This is a genomic window from Marinomonas sp. ef1 (assembly GCF_002806845.1).
In the GTDB taxonomy this organism is placed as follows: domain Bacteria; phylum Pseudomonadota; class Gammaproteobacteria; order Pseudomonadales; family Marinomonadaceae; genus Marinomonas; species Marinomonas polaris.
In genome coordinates this window covers 430,976-450,405 of record NZ_NHTT01000001.1, presented here as the reverse complement: position 1 = coordinate 450,405, position 19,430 = coordinate 430,976, and the positions used below count along the sequence as shown (strand labels likewise).

The following is a 19,430-nucleotide window of genomic DNA, read 5'->3' as shown; positions in this document are numbered from 1 at the left end:
AATAAAAATATATAAAGTTCAATTACTCTAAATAAGATTTAAAAGCATCAGATGGATGCTCTTCAAAACCAAAATCTGTTTTCACCAACAAATAAGCCGCAATACCATTTTGTTGAGCAAACTCAAAACCCTTTTCAGGACCAAGCACAGTAATTGCTGTAGCAAGACCATCAGCCATTGTTGTCGTTTTATCTACTACAGTAACAGAAACTAGCCTGTGCGTAATTGGCCGCCCCGTAACAGGGTTAATAGTATGAGAGTAACGCACACCATTTTTTTCAAAATAATTTCTGTAATCTCCAGATGTAGCAACAGCAAAATCAGTCACAGATATAATACGCTCTGCAATATCATGCCCACCTGCAGGACTTTCGATCGCTATTTTCCAAGGAGTTCCATCGGGCTTTAAACCTTTGGATATTATTTCACCTCCCACTTCAACCAAATAGCTCTCTATCCCTCTATCTTGAAGCACTCGTGCCACTACATCAACGCCATACCCCTTAGCAATAGAGGACAAATCTACATAGATGTCTTTTTCTTTGGTCAAACGACGGCCATCAAGCTTTAAATAGTGATAACCCACTCGCGACTTCGCCTCATCAATCAATTCTTGACTAGGCACTTTATCTTCACGCTTCCCTGGTCCGAACCCCCATAGGTTAACCAAAGGCCCGATAGTAACATCGTATTCACCGCCACTCATTTCACTAATAAGCAACGCCTTATCGATAACATAAGCCATATCTTCACTAACATTAGCAGATTGGCCTTCAGGCAGCTTGTTAAAAAGCGAAAGCTCTGAATTAGGATCGTAAGTCGACATGAGTTTATTAACTCTAACCAGCGCAGCATCAACATCATCCTTCAAATCCGAAGAATTATTAACGTCTTTTGTAGTAAAAAACTTCACTGTATAGGTTGTGCCCATTGTAGGGCCAGAGAAACTAGCTAATTCAGGAGTGAAAACAGAAAGACGGTACACGACCGCAATAGCGATAAGCAGGAAGGCTGAAAATAGTATTTTTTTACGCATATAAGGTCTTTTTAGTCGCCAATAAAATAAAGACCCACCTAAAGGTGGGTCTTTATTCAGGTGCTAGCCACCGAAATCATCAAGTAGGATGTTTTCTTTTTCTACACCTAGATCTTCTAACATCTTAATTACAGATGCGTTCATCATTGGAGGTCCACACATGTAGAACTCACAATCTTCTGGAGCAGGATGGTCTTTTAGATAACTTTCATAAAGAACGTTATGAATAAAGCCAGTTTTACCTTCCCAGTTATCTTCAGGCTGAGGATCAGAAAGCGCCAAATGCCATTCGAAGTTGTCATTCTCTTCTTGAAGCTTATCGTATTCCTCAGAATAGAAGGCTTCACGTACGCTACGAGCACCGTACCAGAATGAAATCTTACGTTTCGAATTCAAACGCTTAAGCTGATCAAAGATGTGTGAACGCATTGGCGCCATACCAGCACCACCACCAACAAACACCATTTCAGCATCAGTATCTTTGGCAAAGAACTCACCAAATGGACCGTATACTTTTATCTTATCGCCAGGCTTAAGACTGAACACATAAGAAGACATCTGACCTGGCGGTAAATCATCTTTACCTGGAGGCGGTGAAGCAATACGGATATTAAACTTCACAATGCCTTTTTCTTCAGGATAGTTCGCCATTGAGTAAGCACGAATAACGGTTTCATCTACCTTGGATACGAACTTCCAAAGGTTAAATTTATCCCAGTCACCACGGTACTCTTCTTCAATATCAAAATCTTTGTAATACACAGTATGCGCTGGCGCTTCAAGCTGAACATAACCACCCGCACGGAAATCAACGTTTTCGCCTTCAGGCAATTTTAACGTCAACTCTTTAATGAAGGTCGCTAAGTTAGGGTTTGACTCAACAGTACATTCCCACGCTTTAACACCAAACACTTCTTCAGGTACCTCTACATCCATATCTTGCTTCACAGAAACTTGACAAGATAAGCGATAACCTTCTTTTTCATCACGACGAGTAAAGTGAGACTGCTCAGTAGAAAGCATAGAACCGCCACCACTAGTCACTTTACATTTACACTGAGCACAAGTACCACCACCGCCACAAGCAGATGATAGAAAAATGCCACTGTTCGCCAAAGTTTGAAGCAACTTGCCACCAGCAGGTGCAGTTACTTCCTTTTCACCATTGATGCGAATTGTAACGTCCCCAGTACTTACCAAGCGCGCACGAGCAGCAAGGATAATTGCCACTAACGCAAGCACGATAGCTGTGAACATCACCACACCTAGAATAATTTCTAAGTTGACCATGTTAGTTAAACCTTATTCTTGGTTGTCTAAATGGGCAGCCAATTAAAGCTGCACACCAGAAAATGACATAAAACCTAAGCTCATTAGACCAACAGTAATAAACGTGATACCAAGACCACGAAGACCTGCAGGAACATCTGAATACTTAAGCTTCTCCCGAATACCAGCTAGCGCAGCAATTGCTAACGCCCAACCAACACCAGCACCTACACCGTAAACAAGACTTTCACTAAAGTTATAGTCACGCTCAACCATGAACAAAGAAGCACCCATGATGGCACAGTTCACTGTGATAAGTGGTAAAAATACACCCAACGCGTTGTATAACGCAGGCATGTATTTATCTAAAGCCATTTCCAAAATTTGAACGACAGCAGCGATAACACCAATGTAGCTCAACAAACCTAGGAAGCTAAGATCAACACCAGGCAAGCCTGCCCACTCAAGTGCACCATCGATCAATAGATTCTGGTACAACAAGTTGTTAAGTGGAACAGTAATCGCCAACACAACAACAACGGCAATACCCAAACCTATCGCTGTTTCTACTTTTTTGGACAAAGCCAGAAAAGTACACATACCAAGGAAAAAAGCCAACGCCATGTTTTCAACGAAAACAGCCTTAACAAATAGACTTATTAAATGTTCCATTTATAGCGCCTCCTGAGAACGAGAATTCGCTGCGATCTTAAACTCAGGCTCTTCTACTTGCTCTTTCTTATAAGAGCGCAAAGCCCAAATAACCAAGCCAATAACAAAGAACGCACTTGGTGGAAGCAACATCAAACCATTAGGTTGGTACCAACCACCATTCTGTACAGTGGCAAAGATCTCAAAACCAAATAATTTACCGGCGCCTAGCAATTCACGGAAAAAAGCAACAACGATCAACATCGCGCTGTAGCCCAAACCGTTACCAATACCATCGACAAAGCTCATCACAGGACCATTCTTCATCGCAAACGCTTCTGCACGCCCCATTACGATACAGTTCGTAATAATAAGACCAACGAATACAGAAAGCTGCTTACTAATTTCAAAAGCAAACGCTTTCAAAATCTGATCAACCACAATTACCAACGAAGCAATGATAATCATCTGAACAATGATACGAATGCTGTTTGGAATATGGTTACGAATAATCGCAATAAAGAAGCTCGAAAAAGCCGTTACTAAGGTCAAGGCTATTGCCATAACCAAACTAACCTTCAGACTACTTGTTACAGCCAATGCAGAACAAATACCCAAAATTTGCAAAGCAATTGGGTTATTAGCAAGAATTGGCCCAAAAAGGACTTTTTTCACATCAGACATTATTGAACTCCTTCGCTACGCAGTTGCGATAAGAATGGTCCAAAACCTTCTTGACCTAACCAGTATTGAACAAGATGAGTAACACCACGACTTGTTAGTGTTGCTCCAGATAAACCATCTACTTTATAAGCAGCTTTAGGGTCTGAACTATCAACACCACCTTTTACAAGATGGATAACAGCTTCGCCTTGCTCATTGTAAATTTCTTTACCTTTCCACAACGCTTTCCAATTAGGATTGTCTACTTCACCACCCAATCCAGGTGTTTCGCCTTGGTCATAGAAACCAAAACCAATCACTGTATTGAAGTCATTTTTCAAAGCCATAAAACCATACATAGTTGACCATAAACCATAGCCATGCACAGGAAGAATGATTCGATCAATTCTATCACCAGACTTCACAAGATAAACAACTGAGAAGTTTGAGCGACGCTTAATACCCGCTGGATCTTGTTCACCCTTAAGGGCAATAGATAGCTTAGGATCTTTCGCGGCAGACTTTTGGTCAAAGGTAGCAGCTTTAATACCTGCTGCTTGCAGCTCTTCCTGCGTTGCAAATTTACCAGTTTGTAAATTAACAACACGAGATTCAACCGATTCGAAAATCTCATCAACCGACTTACCGGATTCAAGCATGCCAGCTGCTGATAAAATATTACGTTTACGGTCTAAATCTTTATTGGTGTTCTGAATAGGCTTAAGGCCTACCGCTGCCGCTGCAACAAAAATAGAACAAACCAAACACAAAGATAAAGCAACTATAATGGTCTTTTTAATACTATCGTTACTACTAGCCATTGCGTGCAATCCTCCGTTTAATGTTCGCCTGAACAACAAAGTGATCAATAAATGGCGCAAACAAATTCGCGAATAGAATTGCTAACATCATACCCTCTGGGTATGCAGGGTTAACAACACGAATCAGTACAACCATCAAACCAATCAGAGCGCCATAAAACCACTTACCACGATTCGTCATTGATGCAGATACTGGATCAGTCGCCATGTACATCATACCGAAGGCAAAACCACCTAAAACAAGATGCCAATACCAAGGCGTAGCGAACATAGGATTAGTGTCAGAACCAATTACGTTAAACAACGCAGAGGTTAGTACCATACCCAGCATAACGCCAGCGACGATTCGCCAAGCAGCAATTCGCATTACTAACAATGCACAACCACCAATTAGGATCGCTAAAGTAGAAGTCTCGCCCATTGAACCTTGAATAAAGCCAAAGAATGCATCAGACCAAGCAACGGTTAAACCAGCAACACCATCAGCTGAAAGCTGACTTAGTGCTGTTGCACCAGAAAACCCATCAACCGCTGTCCAAACTGCATCACCAGACATAGAAGCTGGGTAAGCAAAGAATAGGAAAGCACGACCAGCCAATGCAGGGTTCAGGAAGTTTTTACCTGTACCACCAAACACTTCTTTCGCCAACACAACACCAAAACTAATCCCTAAGGCAACTTGCCATAAAGGAACGGTTGCAGGTAATGACAACGCAAAAAGAATGGAAGTAACAAAGAAGCCTTCGTTTATCTCATGCTTACGCACAGAAGAAAACAATACTTCCCAAAAACCACCCACAACAAAGGTAACAAGATAAACAGGCAAAAAGTACATTGCACCGTAAATCATATTGTCCCAAATGCTTGAGGCATTATAGCTAGTCAGACTACCAATAATGGCATGACGCCAAGAGTCAGCAGGCGCTACTCCCATTGCTTCCATAGCAGTATTGGCTTGCAAACCAATGTTATACATACCAAAGAACATAGCTGGGAATGTACACATCCAAACCAAAATCATGATGCGCTTCATATCCACAGCATCACGAACATGAGAGCCATTTTTGGTCACAGAACTTGGGCGGTAAAAAATAGTATCTACAGCTTCGTAAAGCGCGTACCACTTTTCGTATTTTCCACCTGAGTGAAACTCAGGTTCCATTTTATCGAGTACTTTTCTAAGCCCCATGAATTAACCCTCTTTCTCTATTAGAGTTAGGCAATCCCGAAGGATCGGGCCATATTCGAACTTACCTGAGCAACTGTAAGTACACAAAGCCAAATCTTCATCATCCAACTCAAGTGCACCAAGCTTTTGAGCTTGCTCCGTATCATTCACAACCAACGCACGTAGCAATTGTGTTGGCAAAATATCAAGCGGCATAACGCGCTCAAAATTACCAAGAGGCAACATGGTACGATCACTACCATTTGTCGTCGTTGTCATATCAAATGATTTCTTACCAGTAAGCTTAGACAAGAACACATTCATAATAGAATGTTTTTCTACACCAGCACGAAGATAATGCATCATTTGACGCTCACGACCTTCAAGCAATACAGATACTTGATTGTGGTAGCGCCCCAAGAAAGCAAAAGGCCCAAAAGCGTTACGACCAGAAAGAACAGAACCAGAGATAACTCGGTTATCACCTTCTGCTAATTCACCTGCCAACAGATCATCTAAGCTTGCACCAACTTGAGTACGAACTAAGCGAGGCTTTTTAACCTGTGGGCCAGCCACAGCGATAACCCGCTCAACACTAAGCTCACCAGTAACAAAAAGTTTGCCGATAGCAACAACATCTTGGTAATTAATAGACCAAACTGTTTTCTTGTCGCTGACTGGATCAAGGAAATGAATGTGCGTACCAGCTAGACCAGCAGGGTGCACACCAGAGAACTCTTCAACTGTCACATCAGACGTTGTAGGAATTTTCGCACCAGGCGCTTTACATAGAAAAACCTTACCTTCAGTCAAACGAGTTAACACGGTAAGACCATCTGCAAATGCTTCCGCCTGATCAGCAAGCACGACTTCAGGAGAAGCAGCCAACGGATTAGTATCAATTGCGGTAACAAAAATGGAATTCGGCACTGAAGCAATTTCAGGCACTTTCGAGAACGGACGCGTACGGAATGATGTCCACAATCCAGAATTCACCAGATTATCTACAACCTTACTACGTTCTAAAGATTTTAGTTCAGAGCCAGAATAAGCAGCGAAGGTTTCGGACTCATTACCTTCAACACTAATAACAAGCGACTGAAATACACGTCGTGCGCCACGGTTAATAGCAGCTACAGTTCCAGAAGCAGGAGAAGTATAGTTAACACCCTCCGTTTTCTTATCTGTAAAGACAACCTGACCTTTTTTGACTTTGTCCCCTTCCTTGACAAGCATGGTGGGTTTCATTCCATGAAAGTCTGGACCAATCACAGCAACTGTTTTAGCAGCAGCAGCCGTCTCAATCACTTGATTGGGAGCACCTGAGATCGGTAGATCTAGGCCTTTTGTAATTTTATACATATGTTCTGCCCAACAATAAATTGAACACAAAAAGCGTAATGCGTAATGTTCACACCCCCCTCCGGGAAAACATGCATGAACGAACAACTAACCTTAAGGTAATTGTAAAACGCAAACTCACTTCACCAAAAAACCGACGTATTATAAAGATCATTCCCCCCATTGACCAGCTCATGAGGCGGTCTTTAAGCACCAACTTTTACTTAAAAGTACTACTTCATCCTTATTCCATGATGTAAAGCCGTAAAAAATACTTTTTTTTGTTATTTTATTACACGCTTCGACGCAACATTGCCAATCAACGCCAGTTAGATTAATTAAAATGGAGCAAGGCAATCCAAACAGTGCAATCCAACGTACTTTAGTTAGTTGCCATACATGATTGAAAACGACACAATATCGCCTAATAAATGAATAGGCTCAAAAACACGGAAGCACAACTATGATCAAACCAGAAGCTCAAATTCATATTAAAAATTTACGTCTAAGAACCTACATTGGATTCAATGAGTCTGAAAAACAAAACAAACAAGATGTTGTTATTAACGCTTGGATACATTACCCAGCCTCTCAAGCCTATGACACAGATAATGTTGAAAATGCGGTAAACTACCGAACTATCTGTAAAGAAATGATAGCCCACACCGAAAGCAATCGCTTTCTTTTACTCGAAAAGCTAACCGCAGACTTGCTGGAACTTTGCATGACGTCAAATAATGTTACCTTTGCAAAAGTTGAAGTTGCAAAACCACACGCATTACGTTTTGCAGACTCTGTATCCTTGACGCTATCCGCCACTAGAGAACAATAAGCCCAACATGTCAGAAACCGTATCAATAACACTAAAGCCAGGCTTCAAGAATTTAATTAGTGGCCTAGACGGCAGCAGAAAAGCATTACAACTGCTAGCAATAGCCTCTCAACATAAACAGCCAACTCTTTACATGGCCAATACTGTTGCCGAATTAAATGAGCTTGAAGATGAAATACAGTTTCTAAATCAAAACAAAAGAGAAATATTGAGATTTAGCGACTGGGAAACATTGCCATATGATGCCTTTTCACCGCACCAAGACATCATTTCTCAGCGTTTGGAAACACTGGCCAAACTTTCCGAAACGAAAAACCCGATCGTACTAACAACGGTTGCTTCTTGCCTAACACGACTTTGCCCAAAACAGCATCTTGATGCTCAACGTTTTCATTTAGAAGAAGGGCTGGAGCTACCTCTTGAACAGCTATCAAGAAAACTAACAAACGCGGGCTACTTAAATGTCGGCTCCTCAAATGTGAGTGTCGTCCGCGAACATGGCGAATACGCCATTCGTGGCGCCTTGATGGATGTCTACCCGATGGGCGCAGAAAACCCCATTAGGATTGACTGGTTTGACAATGAAATTGAGTCCATTCGATGGTTCGACCCTGAAACACAACGCAGCATAAGCAAAGTTTCAGAAATCAAAATGCTTCCAGCAAAAGAATTCCCAACCACATCACAGGGCATTCAGCAGTTTCGCCAAGCTTTTAGAGAACGCTTTGAGACAAACCCGCTTTCAAGCCCGATTTACCAAGATATTTCCAGCGGCCTGATTCCGGCAGGCATAGAATACTATTTACCTTTGTTCTTTGAACAAACCGCCAGTATATTTGATTATCTACCTGACAATACTCTCATCATTCGCTCAGACAACTTTAATGATCAGTTTGCCAGCATTCAACTTGATTTCCGTAGTCGCCACGAATCACTTAATTACAACATCGAGCGCCCTATTTTAAAGCCCGATGAAATTTGTCTACGAGAAGATGAGCTTTTTGCACAACTTAATCGATATACAAACATCATTTTTTCGACAGCGGGAGATCACCCAGCATATAAAGCCCTTGATGTTGTTAAAATTGATTCGAAAGCAGCGCGCCCCCTTGGCAAACTACAAGACTTCCTCGCAAAAACAACAGCTAGAGTTCTTATCGTCGCAGAGTCTGCGGGCCGCCGAGAAGCACTGCTTGATCTGCTAAAAAAATACGACATTAAACCTAAGCAAGTGGACGGCTGGGAAGCTTTCACCAAATCAACAAAGGCGCTCGCCATCACCGAAGGTAATATTGGTCGCGGCTTCATAATTAATGATGAGCTAGCCCTAATTCCTGAAAGTGAAATATTAGGCGAGCGCGTTTCTCAGCATCGTCGACGCAATAAACAAAGCAATATTAGTGAAGACGCGATCATCCGCAATCTCACCGAACTGAGATTAAATGCTCCTGTTGTCCACATCGATCACGGCGTCGGTCGCTACCTTGGACTAACCAATTTAGAAATAGATGGACAAGAGACAGAACTTCTAACGCTAGGCTATGCCAATGACGCAAAACTTTATGTCCCTGTTTCATCATTACAATTAATTTCTCGTTACACAGGCGCAGATGAAGATACCGCACCACTGCATAAACTTGGTACTGACAAATGGAGTGTCGCCAAACAAAAAGCAGCAGAAAAAGCCCGCGACACAGCGGCAGAACTACTAGAAATATACGCGCAACGCGAGGCACGAGTTGGTTATGCTTTCGCCAAGCCAGATGATCAATACGAATTATTCTCTGCAGGCTTCCCGTTTGAAGAAACACCCGATCAGCAAATGGCAATCGATGCAGTCATGGCCGATATGTCTACTAAAAAGCCAATGGATCGCTTGGTCTGTGGCGATGTGGGATTTGGCAAAACAGAAGTCGCCATGAGAGCAGCCTTCCTAGCCGTTCAAGACGGAAAACAAGTGGCCGTTCTTGTCCCAACCACACTACTAGCTCAACAGCACTATGAAAATTTTTGCGACCGTTTTGCCGACTGGCCAGTAGAGATCGAACTATTATCTCGTTTCCGCTCAGGCAAACAATCCAATACATCAATCGATCGACTAGAATCTGGCAAAGCAGACATTGTTGTTGGCACCCATAAACTCATCCAAAGTGATGTTAAGTTTGCCAATTTGGGACTGGTTATTATCGATGAAGAGCATCGTTTTGGTGTGAAGCAAAAAGAGCAATTTAAAGCCCTACGAGCAGAAGTTGATATATTAACTTTAACCGCCACACCAATTCCTCGAACACTAAACATGTCTTTGTCTGGTATTCGTGATTTATCCATTATTGCCACACCACCAGCCAAACGCTTATCTGTAAAAACCTTTGTAAAACAAAAAGACGAGCATCAAATCAAAGAAGCCATTTTGCGCGAGCTGCATCGTGGCGGGCAGGTTTATTACTTACATAATGAAGTACAAACCATCCAAAAAGCGGCGGAAGAGTTGGAGGAATTAATCCCAGAAGCTCGCGTTATTGTTGGTCACGGTCAGATGCGCGAAAGAGAGCTGGAACAAGTCATGTCTGACTTTTACCACAAAAGAGCCAACGTACTCGTCTGCTCTACCATTATAGAAACTGGCATCGACATACCAAACGCCAACACGATTATCATTGAGCGAGCCGATAAATTTGGTTTAGCACAACTACACCAATTGCGAGGCCGTGTTGGTCGATCTCACCATCAGGCTTATGCATATTTACTGACTCCAAATGATCGTAAAGTCACAGGCGATGCAGAAAAACGCCTTGAAGCCATCATGCTTGCTGACAAACTTGGCGCAGGATTCACGTTAGCAACTCACGATTTAGAAATCCGTGGCACCGGCGAACTATTAGGCGACGGTCAAAGTGGACACATTGAACACGTTGGTTTCTCGCTATTTATGGACATGCTAGACAGAGCAGTAAAATCCCTCAAAAATGGTGAGTCTCCCGATATAGATATTACGTCTCCTGCGCAAACCGAAGTAAACTTGCGAGTATCCGCACTCATTCCAGAAGATTATTTAGGTGATGTACATTCACGCTTGATTCTGTATAAACGTATTGCCAGCGCAAAAAGCAGCGACGAACTAAAAGATCTTCAAGTGGAAATGATTGACCGCTTTGGACTACTGCCTGACGCAACAAAAAACTTATTCCGTCAAACAGAACTAAAACTTAAAGCGGAAAGCCTTGGTATTAATAAAATTGAAGCCAATGCAAAAGAAGGTAAAATCTTCTTTAACAGCAAAACACCAGTCGACCCGATGAAGCTTATTCGACTCATCCAAACGAAACCCGATACCTACAAACTGGTTGGCTCTGATACGTTGAAATTTTTAGCTCCAATGAATAGCGCGGAAGAGCGCTTCCAACAAACGACAATGACTTTGGAATTATTACATTGAAATCCCTGATTGCTATTTTTCTATCCCTAAATCTACTCAGCACTCAAATTTTTGCTGCTGATGAGCAAATCAACCCCGATACAGCTAGAGCCTATGAAGGCTACATGGTGATATTCCAATGGCCAGACGCTCTAACTAGCGAGCAAGTAAATTACAAAAGCATTCTTTCGACAGACAACCTTATTCGCCTAACAGGTGATGAAAAAAGCACCGACGACAACAACAATGCGCAATCCACACCTTTCGGAAACGTCGAAGCAAGGTTAGGTAAAAACGTCACAATATTAGCCAACAAAAAATGGACTCTCATTTTCAGATACCCAGGAGACACCATCAGGAAATCCTTCTATAGTGAACAAGAGAAAGATGGCTACCCAGAACTAACTGGCAACATCGCCATTAAACTTGGGCGTTACTTAGAGTCAGACATCCAATATAAACACTATCTGTTTGACAGTTTCACTCAACCTGATCCCATTCAAAACAGCGAACATGATGGAAGCTCATCAATATTTTCACAGACAAAAAACCAACCTGATTTCAAAGAGTTCGAGCCTGCATTGGTATTGAAGCTAAATCAAAGTAATAAAACAGCCAGCAAAAAAGTAAACTATCTAGACCATCCCACGATTGGCACATTAATATATTTCGAGCCAATTGAGTTAGAAGACGCAATAGAGAAAATTGCTACACAATCAGTAGCACCCGAAACAGGGAAAAGCCTAACTTACGATTCTCTGCAAAGCACAAACGAACTAACAAACAGGTAGAACAGCAAACACAAAAAAAAGAGTGGCATGCATCGCATACCACTCTTTTTTCAATTCTTTTTTAAAAGCTTTCTTTTTTATGACAAAGTAGCTTTTCAAGATTACTAATTAATAACCACGAGACTGCGTTATTTTTCCAACCCAGGATACAGCCTTTTGTTCCAAAGCCGAAAAGAATGACAGACCAAGACGTTCAGCCATACCTTTTGGTTGCTTATAAGTCACTTGTATTACGTCTGCATTTTCATAATGAGAAACCAAATAAGCATCACTGGTCATCACCACATCAATCAACTTATTCTCTATGGCTTCTGACCCATACCAAGTGTCACCAGTAGCAATATCTTCGATATCCAATTGCGGGCGCTGGCTAGACACAAAGCGTTTAAACAAACCGTGTGTGTCTTCTAAATCTTGTTTAAATTTTTCACGTCCTTCATCGGTATTTACACCCAACATAGTTAAGGTGCGCTTATATTTCCCTGCGGTATGCAGCTCAACATCAATCAAACTCTTATCAAGCAATCTATGTACGTTAGGAACTTGCGCAACCACACCAATCGAACCAAGAATCGCAAACGGTGCTGCAATAATTTTATCGGCGACACACGCCATCATGTAACCACCACTGGCAGCAACTTTATCTACACAAATTGTTAATGGGATATTTGCTTCCCGAATACGCTGCAACTGAGAAGCAGCCAAACCATACCCATGCACTACACCGCCACCACTTTCCAGACGAACAACCACTTCATCCTGCGGTTTAGCAACGCTTAAAATTGCCGTAATTTCTTCTCGCATCGTTTCAACTGCAGAAGCTTTTATATCACCATCAAAATCCAAGACATAAAGACGCTTTTTAGCAACTTCCTCGGTTTCCTTAGGCGCTTTTTTCAACGCTTTTTTTTCTAACTTTTCTTTTTTCTTTTTTTCTTTTGCCAAACTCTTTAGAACTTTTTTATCCAACAATTGATGATCTAGTTCAGCTTTCATAGCATCATAGCTTTCATTTAACTTAGTAACAGACAAACTACCTGGCTGCGATTTGCGCTTTCCACTAGATAAAGCCGCTAAAAGAAAACCTATAACCAAGGCAACACTTACTAATTTTAATAAAAAACCCACGTAATCAGTTAAAAATTCCAACATCTTTTCCTCTAAATAATCATAACTTCTTGAGATAGTGGGGCTATTTTTATAAATAGCAATATCTATAACTCATTAATCACTATAGATACTGTTTTCTTTATCCCTTATTATCGTCTAACTTAAAAACATCGTAATACCTTGCCAACAAGTTAATGCTTTCCCGAAAGGAGCAATAAATGAAAACCTCTTTATCACATGCGCTTGGCAACAATTTCCTTGGGGCATCCCCCCTCTGGTACAAACAAGCCGTGATCGCATTTCTTATCATCAACCCTATTGCCGTGATTACGTTAGGACCTTTTATTACTGGTTGGTTGTTTATCATTGAATTCATATTCACCCTCGCTATGGCTCTGAAATGTTACCCCCTTCAACCCGGTGGGTTAATTGCTATTCAGGCCGTCCTACTAGGACTGACCAGCTCAGATGGTGTTTATCATGAAGTAAATAAAAATTTCGATGTGATTTTACTGCTTATGTTTATGGTCGCTGGCATATACTTTATGAAAGATATGCTACTGTTTATTTTTAACAAGCTATTAGTCAGAGTAAAATCTAAAATAGTCATTTCATTAATTTTTAGTTTTTCTGCTGCTCTACTTTCCGCCTTTTTGGATGCTTTAACTGTCACTGCCGTTCTGATAAGTGTTGGAGTTGGGTTTTATTCGGTTTACCACAAAGCAGCTTCTGGCCAAAGTTCTAATAAAAACCACGACCATGCAAAAGACGACTCTATCCTGCCGATAAATACCGAAGATCTAAATGAGTTTCGCTCGTTTTTACGAGATTTGTTAATGCATGGCGCTGTAGGTACTGCTCTTGGTGGTGTATCGACACTGGTTGGCGAACCACAAAACTTATTAATCGCCAAAGTAGCAGGCTGGGATTTTATTGAGTTCTTCCTCTATGTCGCTCCTGTATCAATGCCCGTTTTAGCCTGTGGTTTATTAACCGTCGTAATACTAGAAAAAACAGCGTGGTTTGACTATGGCGCACAACTACCTGATACAGTACGAGACATTCTGAATAATTTCGAAAAAGAAGAGAGCCAAAAACAAACCAACAAACATAAAGCTAAATTAATCATTCAAGGCATTGTTGCTGTTGTGCTCATCTTATCTTTGGCATTCCATATTGCTGAAGTTGGTTTAGTTGGGCTTATGGTTATTGTTCTACTAACTGCGTTCAACGGCATTACTGATGAGCACCAAATAGGCCACGCATTTGAAGAAGCTCTGCCTTTTACAGCATTACTAGTTGTGTTTTTCACCATTGTGTCTGTGATACATGAGCAACACCTATTCCAGCCAATTATTGATATTGTGCTGCATATGCCAACAGACTCTCAGCCCATTATGTTCTTTATTGCTAACGGTATTTTATCCGCAATCAGCGATAACGTATTTGTTGCAACCGTTTATATTAGTGAAGTAAAAGCAGCGCTTGATGCAGGCACTATTACCCGTGAACATTTTAATACGCTTGCAGTTGCTATCAACACGGGCACAAACCTGCCAAGTGTAGCAACACCAAATGGACAAGCTGCATTTTTATTCTTGCTAACTTCTGCGATCGCCCCTCTGTTGCGCCTGTCTTACGGCAAGATGGTTTGGATGGCCCTACCTTATACAGTTGTACTTAGCGTTGTCGGCGGGCTTTGTGTCACCTACTTCTTATAAGACACGACTACTCAATACACATAAAAATGCCCTCTTCTAGGAGGGCATTTTTTTGCTTATTACTTTATAAATTCGTCGTATTAATATTGCTAAACTAATGCTTAATCCGCCACAACGACTGACCTGATTTTTTATCAATCAAATCCAAGCGCTCCTCATGGACTTTTAGCTCATCTTCACTCGCCCTAATAACCTTCAATGCTGGACGATCTTTAGAGAATCGGCGGATTTCTTCAACCCCACCCTCCTCTTTGGACTCTGAATCAGAGTTATTAGCCAAGCCAAGGCTGGTCTGCCCACCCGTCATCAACAAATAAACGTCAGCAAGAATTTCTGAGTCTAAAAGAGCGCCGTGCAATTCACGGTGTGAGTTATCAATACCATAACGTCTACACAAAATATCTAGGTTATTCTTCTGCCCTGGATGCTTTTTACGGGCATAAACCAAACTATCAAAAACACCACAAACCTCTGCCGTTTTCGGATAACCGCCAATACGGGCAAACTCATGATCCATAAAGCCAATATCAAAAGGCGCGTTGTGAATAATTAGTTCGGCGCCTTTTATAAAATCGAAAAACTCTTGGGCAATTTCATGGAAACGTGGTTTATCTGCCAGAAACTCATTACTGATTCCGTGAACCCGAAAGGCTTCTTCTTCCACTTCTCTATCAGGATTGATGTAAACATGAAAATGTCGCTTAGTTAGCTTACGACCAATCATCTCCACGCAACCAATCTCAATAATACGATGGCCTTGCTTTGGATCAATACCCGTTGTTTCCGTATCAAGCACTACCTGTCTCATGATGCAGCCCTTAATTCATCAATACCTTTATTCGCCAATTGGTCAGCAATTTCGTTACCTTCTATACCAGCGTGGCCTTTCACCCACTTCCAAGTGACTTCATGATGCTGACACTGCTCATCTAAAGCTTGCCAGAGGTCTTTATTTTTTACAGGCTGCTTAGATGCCGTCATCCAACCTTTTCGCTTCCAACCTGCTAACCACTCAGTAATCCCCTTCTGTACATAAGAGGAATCGGTATAAAGTGTTACTGAGCATTTTTCTTTCAACGCTCGAAGGCCTTCTATAGCCCCCATAAGCTCCATTCGATTGTTGGTTGTATCATGCTCCCCACCACATAAGTGCTTCTCATGCTCTCCAAAAGTAAGCCAAGCTCCCCAACCACCGATGCCAGGATTACCCTTACAAGCACCATCTGTGTACATTATTACCTTCTTCACTCTTTCATCTCTTTTGCTGTTGGCTTTGATAATGGCGGCACTCTAACTCGAGCCCCTGACCAACGAGGTTTTAATGGAATAAAACGCCTTACTTGTTTGGTTGCAGTCATCACATACACACCACTAAATGGCAGCTTGAGAGGCCTAAACATTTTATCAATCCAGGCAAAGCGCGAACGCCACTTACTACTCTGAAGCGGCGGTTCATAAAAAACAAAACGTTTTGATTCTAATGTTAAACCAGCTACTTTTAGCCAGTCTTCTAAACGCTGATGAGCAATAAAATGCCCACACCAAGGCGCTTTAACTTTCTTAGAAAATAGGCGACGACACCCCCACAAGCTCCAAGGGTTAAAGCCAATAATAACTAGCTTCCCACTTGGTAATAAAGTCCTTGCAGCCTCCCTTAGGTCATCATGGGGTGTGGCAGAAATATCTAACGTATGATGAAAAACATGCACATCCACACCATCCGCCTCGAAAGGTAGCTCACTTGCCCTAGCGACAATAGTATTACCAGGAGCACCAAACTCTAAAACAGGCGCAATTAAAATACTTTCGCGTAAACGATGATTCTTCAGAGAAAAATCTCTAAGAGGCGACTGACTCACTAAATAATAACCTACTGCAGAATCAAGCTCAGAGGTTATCTCACTCAACTCTAATTGCAACAGGCTATCGCCTAGGTTACTTTTGTACCAATTTTGAAAAAATTGTCTTGATTGATCATCCAACATACAATGAATTCTCTATTTAAAACGGTATGACTGTGTCTTTTTATTATTTTTCTTGGCGCGTCATATAAAACACAATAACCCTTTAAAAGTAGACACTTTATGACTATCTTTCCGCTTCCCGCCTTTAATGACAATTATATCTGGATAATCCAAGATAAAGATAGTTCGGGTATTTGGGCTGTGGACCCAGGTAAAGCAGATGTTGTTTTGAACTACTGCCGCGAATACAAAAAGACCTTAACAGGCATTTTAATTACTCACCACCATAAAGATCACACGGGCGGAGTCGCTGAACTAAAACAGCACTCAAATTGCCCCGTACATGGACCTGAGCACCTTACAGAACTCGTCACTCATCCTGTCGATGATAATGACCAAGTTCAAATCTTTTCAAAAATATTTACAGTCATAGCAACACCAGGGCACACTCTTGATCATTTGTGTTATTTTTCAAAACAAGAAACGCCCATTTTGTTTAGCGGCGACACGCTATTTAAAGGTGGATGTGGTCGCATAATGGAAGGCACACCTGAACAAATGCTAACGGCTATGACAAAGATCTCAGACTTGCCAGATGATACGCTAATTTATGGCACCCACGAATACACTCTAGCCAACTACCGCTTTGCACTTTCTGTTGAACCCAATAACAAAGACCTAATAGAAAGCAATAATACGTGTAAAAAACTACGCGCAGAAGAAAAGCCAACCTTGCCAACAAAACTCAGCTTAGAGAAAAAAACTAACCCATTCTTAAGAAGCCATATAGAGGCCATTAAAGTTCAAGCAGCACAACAACTTAACGAAATTCCAGCAGAAAATTCTATTGCTGCATTCAGCCAAGTGAGACGCGCCAAAGATAGTTTTAGTTGACCTATTGCGCTACAACCTTAAAATGTCGAAACTTTACTCAATTTTGTGACCTACATGATATATAAATTTTTATGGGTTTGCCTCGCCAGCCTAGCACTAAGTGCATGCCAAACCGCTTCGAAAGTAGAAAGGAACAACACTTCCTCAGATATAATAGAATCGACGGAAGATACTGATATTGTTGAAGCAGATACCGAACAACTAGGCTTCATTGACACAGTTCCTCCAGTTGACTCTGCAACGGAAGACACAGCTCCCACAGAAGAACCCCTTATAGCGACAAGCAAGCCAAAAGCACCAGAAGATATCTGGGAAAGAGTCCGCACAGGATTTCAATTAGACCTAGACATAGACAGACCACGACTGTCTTCTCAGTTACGCTGGTTTAGCTCTCACCCCTCGTACCTCGACAGAGTATCAAAACGCGGTGAACGCTACTTATATTACATTGTCGATGAGCTAGAAAAAGCAGGAATACCAACTGAAATCGCGTTATTACCCATCGTCGAAAGTGGCTTTGATCCTTTTGGTTACAGCCATGGCCGCGCCTCTGGCCCTTGGCAGTTCATCCCTTCTACTGGACAAATGTATGGACTAGACCAAACATGGTGGTATGACGGTCGCCGAGACATTATTGGTTCAACACAAGCAGCTATTGCTTACTTAACTCGACTGCATAAAATGTTCGATGGCGATTGGCTTCACGCGCTAGCATCTTATAACTCTGGAGAAGGGACAGTACTAAGAGCCATCAGAAAAAACAAAAAAGCTGGCAAACCGACGGATTTTTGGTCTTTAGACCTCCCTAAAGAAACTCGAGCTTACGTTCCGAAATTGATTGCCCTAGCAAAAATAATCAAAAATCCTGAAAAATATAATTACTCAACCTACTTCATTCCTAACAAACCATATTTCGATGTCGTCAATATCGGCGGACAACTCGATCTAGCCCAAGCAGCGGAAATGGCTAATGTGAGCATTGATGAAGTCTATTTACTAAACCCCGGCTTCAACCAGTGGGCAACTTCACCAGATGGGCCGCACAGATTACTTATGCCCGTCTCTAAAGCAAAACAATTTAGAACCAAACTAGCAGAGATACCTAGCAAAGAACGAGTTACTTGGGTTCGTTACACAGTAAAAGCTGGCGACAACTTACTTCTTGTTGCAAAACAGCACAACACCACGGTCAATGTCCTACAGGACGTAAATAAAATATCCTCGACCATGATTCGTGTTGGACAAGAGTTAATGATCCCAGTTGCTGGCAATGATATAGAAAGCTACACACTAAGCTCTCATCAGCGCTTATTAGCCAAACAATCTCATGCACCAAACCGTAACCGTATAAAAATAAACTACACAGTTAATTCTGGCGACAGTTTATGGTTAATCTCAAATAAATACGGTACGGACAGTAAAACATTAGCCCGATGGAACAATATGGGACTTGCAGACCCGCTGATTCCAGGCAAGAAGCTTGTTGTATGGTTAGAACCTAAGCAGTCAGAAAACAGCACCCGAAGCGTAATGAAAAAAGTGGTCTACACTATTCGCTCTGGTGAGTCTCTAGCCGTCGTTGCTAATAAATTCAATGTATCGGTGAATGATATTCGAGATTGGAATCCAAAGGTTGGTGGTAAGAAATACGTTCAACCTGGAGATAAAGTCACCCTACTCGTCAACGTAGTCGGCGGATAAATAATTAGATTAGATCCAACAAAAAAGGGCTGAAATTCAGCCCTTTTTTTATA

17 protein-coding genes are annotated in these 19,430 nt (G+C 41.7%); 6 read left to right on the top strand and 11 right to left on the bottom strand.

Annotation, left to right across the window (positions count from 1 at the left end):
* Positions 1-22 precede the first annotated feature (22 nt).
* The 7 genes from CCS02_RS01955 to CCS02_RS01925 all read right to left on the bottom strand — a co-directional run bounded on the left by CCS02_RS01955 (position 23) and on the right by CCS02_RS01925 (position 6,970).
* Positions 23-1,036, bottom strand: coding sequence for an FAD:protein FMN transferase (locus CCS02_RS01955; RefSeq protein WP_072838024.1), 1,014 nt, complete (start codon positions 1,034-1,036; stop codon positions 23-25).
* A gap of 63 nt (positions 1,037-1,099) precedes the next feature.
* The gene (gene nqrF, locus CCS02_RS01950) at positions 1,100-2,326 is read right to left on the bottom strand and encodes an NADH:ubiquinone reductase (Na(+)-transporting) subunit F (RefSeq protein WP_072838023.1); all 1,227 of its coding nucleotides are present in this window, start codon (positions 2,324-2,326) and stop codon (positions 1,100-1,102) included.
* Between the two features lie 42 nt (positions 2,327-2,368).
* The gene (gene nqrE, locus CCS02_RS01945) at positions 2,369-2,977 is read right to left on the bottom strand and encodes an NADH:ubiquinone reductase (Na(+)-transporting) subunit E (RefSeq protein ID WP_072838022.1); all 609 of its coding nucleotides are present in this window, start codon (positions 2,975-2,977) and stop codon (positions 2,369-2,371) included.
* Complete coding sequence (locus CCS02_RS01940) at positions 2,978-3,640, bottom strand: NADH:ubiquinone reductase (Na(+)-transporting) subunit D (protein WP_072838021.1); 663 nt, start codon at positions 3,638-3,640, stop codon at positions 2,978-2,980. It lies immediately after the preceding gene.
* Positions 3,640-4,440 (bottom strand): Na(+)-translocating NADH-quinone reductase subunit C, encoded by an 801-nt coding sequence (locus CCS02_RS01935; RefSeq protein ID WP_100635495.1) that lies wholly within the window; start codon positions 4,438-4,440, stop codon positions 3,640-3,642. The genes CCS02_RS01940 and CCS02_RS01935 overlap by 1 nt, the downstream gene beginning before the upstream one ends.
* Entirely contained in the window at positions 4,433-5,629 is a 1,197-nt protein-coding gene (locus CCS02_RS01930; protein WP_100188134.1) for an NADH:ubiquinone reductase (Na(+)-transporting) subunit B, read from the bottom strand. Before CCS02_RS01930 ends, CCS02_RS01935 begins: the two co-directional genes overlap by 8 nt.
* A 3-nt stretch (positions 5,630-5,632) precedes the next feature.
* A complete protein-coding gene (locus tag CCS02_RS01925; protein WP_072838018.1) occupies positions 5,633-6,970 on the bottom strand; it encodes a Na(+)-translocating NADH-quinone reductase subunit A in 1,338 nt (445 codons plus the stop codon).
* Positions 6,971-7,412: 442 nt separating this feature from the next.
* On the opposite strand from CCS02_RS01925, the gene folX reads away from it, so the two are divergent.
* The 3 genes from folX to CCS02_RS01910 are packed head-to-tail and all read left to right on the top strand — an operon-like array spanning position 7,413 to position 11,987.
* Positions 7,413-7,781 (top strand): dihydroneopterin triphosphate 2'-epimerase, encoded by a 369-nt coding sequence (folX, locus tag CCS02_RS01920; RefSeq protein WP_072838017.1) that lies wholly within the window; start codon positions 7,413-7,415, stop codon positions 7,779-7,781.
* A 7-nt stretch (positions 7,782-7,788) separates the two neighbouring features.
* Positions 7,789-11,217, top strand: a complete 3,429-nt coding sequence (mfd, locus tag CCS02_RS01915) for a transcription-repair coupling factor (RefSeq protein ID WP_100635493.1) — start codon at positions 7,789-7,791, stop codon at positions 11,215-11,217.
* Complete coding sequence (locus CCS02_RS01910) at positions 11,214-11,987, top strand: CsiV family protein (protein WP_100635492.1); 774 nt, start codon at positions 11,214-11,216, stop codon at positions 11,985-11,987. Before mfd ends, CCS02_RS01910 begins: the two co-directional genes overlap by 4 nt.
* Before the next feature lie 108 nt (positions 11,988-12,095).
* Here CCS02_RS01910 and sohB read toward each other — a convergent pair whose 3' ends face one another.
* Positions 12,096-13,139, bottom strand: coding sequence for a protease SohB (sohB, locus tag CCS02_RS01905; RefSeq protein ID WP_100635490.1), 1,044 nt, complete (start codon positions 13,137-13,139; stop codon positions 12,096-12,098).
* A 176-nt stretch (positions 13,140-13,315) separates the two neighbouring features.
* Between sohB and nhaB the strand changes: the two genes are divergently transcribed.
* On the top strand, positions 13,316-14,818 hold the full coding sequence (nhaB, locus tag CCS02_RS01900; RefSeq protein WP_100188138.1) for a sodium/proton antiporter NhaB: 1,503 nt from the start codon (positions 13,316-13,318) through the stop codon (positions 14,816-14,818).
* A gap of 94 nt (positions 14,819-14,912) precedes the next feature.
* Here the strand turns inward: nhaB and dnaQ are convergent, their stop codons facing one another.
* From dnaQ to CCS02_RS01885, 3 genes are read right to left on the bottom strand one after another with little or no spacing between them, the layout of a single operon-like run.
* Positions 14,913-15,626 (bottom strand): DNA polymerase III subunit epsilon, encoded by a 714-nt coding sequence (gene dnaQ / locus CCS02_RS01895; RefSeq protein ID WP_072838013.1) that lies wholly within the window; start codon positions 15,624-15,626, stop codon positions 14,913-14,915.
* Positions 15,623-16,066: a ribonuclease HI gene (gene rnhA, locus CCS02_RS01890; protein WP_232617181.1), complete on the bottom strand. Its 444-nt coding sequence runs from the start codon at positions 16,064-16,066 to the stop codon at positions 15,623-15,625. The genes dnaQ and rnhA overlap by 4 nt, the downstream gene beginning before the upstream one ends.
* On the bottom strand, positions 16,063-16,803 hold the full coding sequence (locus tag CCS02_RS01885) for a class I SAM-dependent methyltransferase (RefSeq protein WP_072838011.1): 741 nt from the start codon (positions 16,801-16,803) through the stop codon (positions 16,063-16,065). The genes rnhA and CCS02_RS01885 overlap by 4 nt, the downstream gene beginning before the upstream one ends.
* A gap of 99 nt (positions 16,804-16,902) precedes the next feature.
* On the opposite strand from CCS02_RS01885, the gene gloB reads away from it, so the two are divergent.
* Positions 16,903-17,676, top strand: a complete 774-nt coding sequence (gloB, locus tag CCS02_RS01880; protein WP_100635489.1) for a hydroxyacylglutathione hydrolase — start codon at positions 16,903-16,905, stop codon at positions 17,674-17,676.
* A 54-nt stretch (positions 17,677-17,730) separates the two neighbouring features.
* Positions 17,731-19,377, top strand: a complete 1,647-nt coding sequence (locus CCS02_RS01875; protein WP_100635487.1) for a lytic transglycosylase — start codon at positions 17,731-17,733, stop codon at positions 19,375-19,377.
* Positions 19,378-19,430 lie beyond the last annotated feature (53 nt).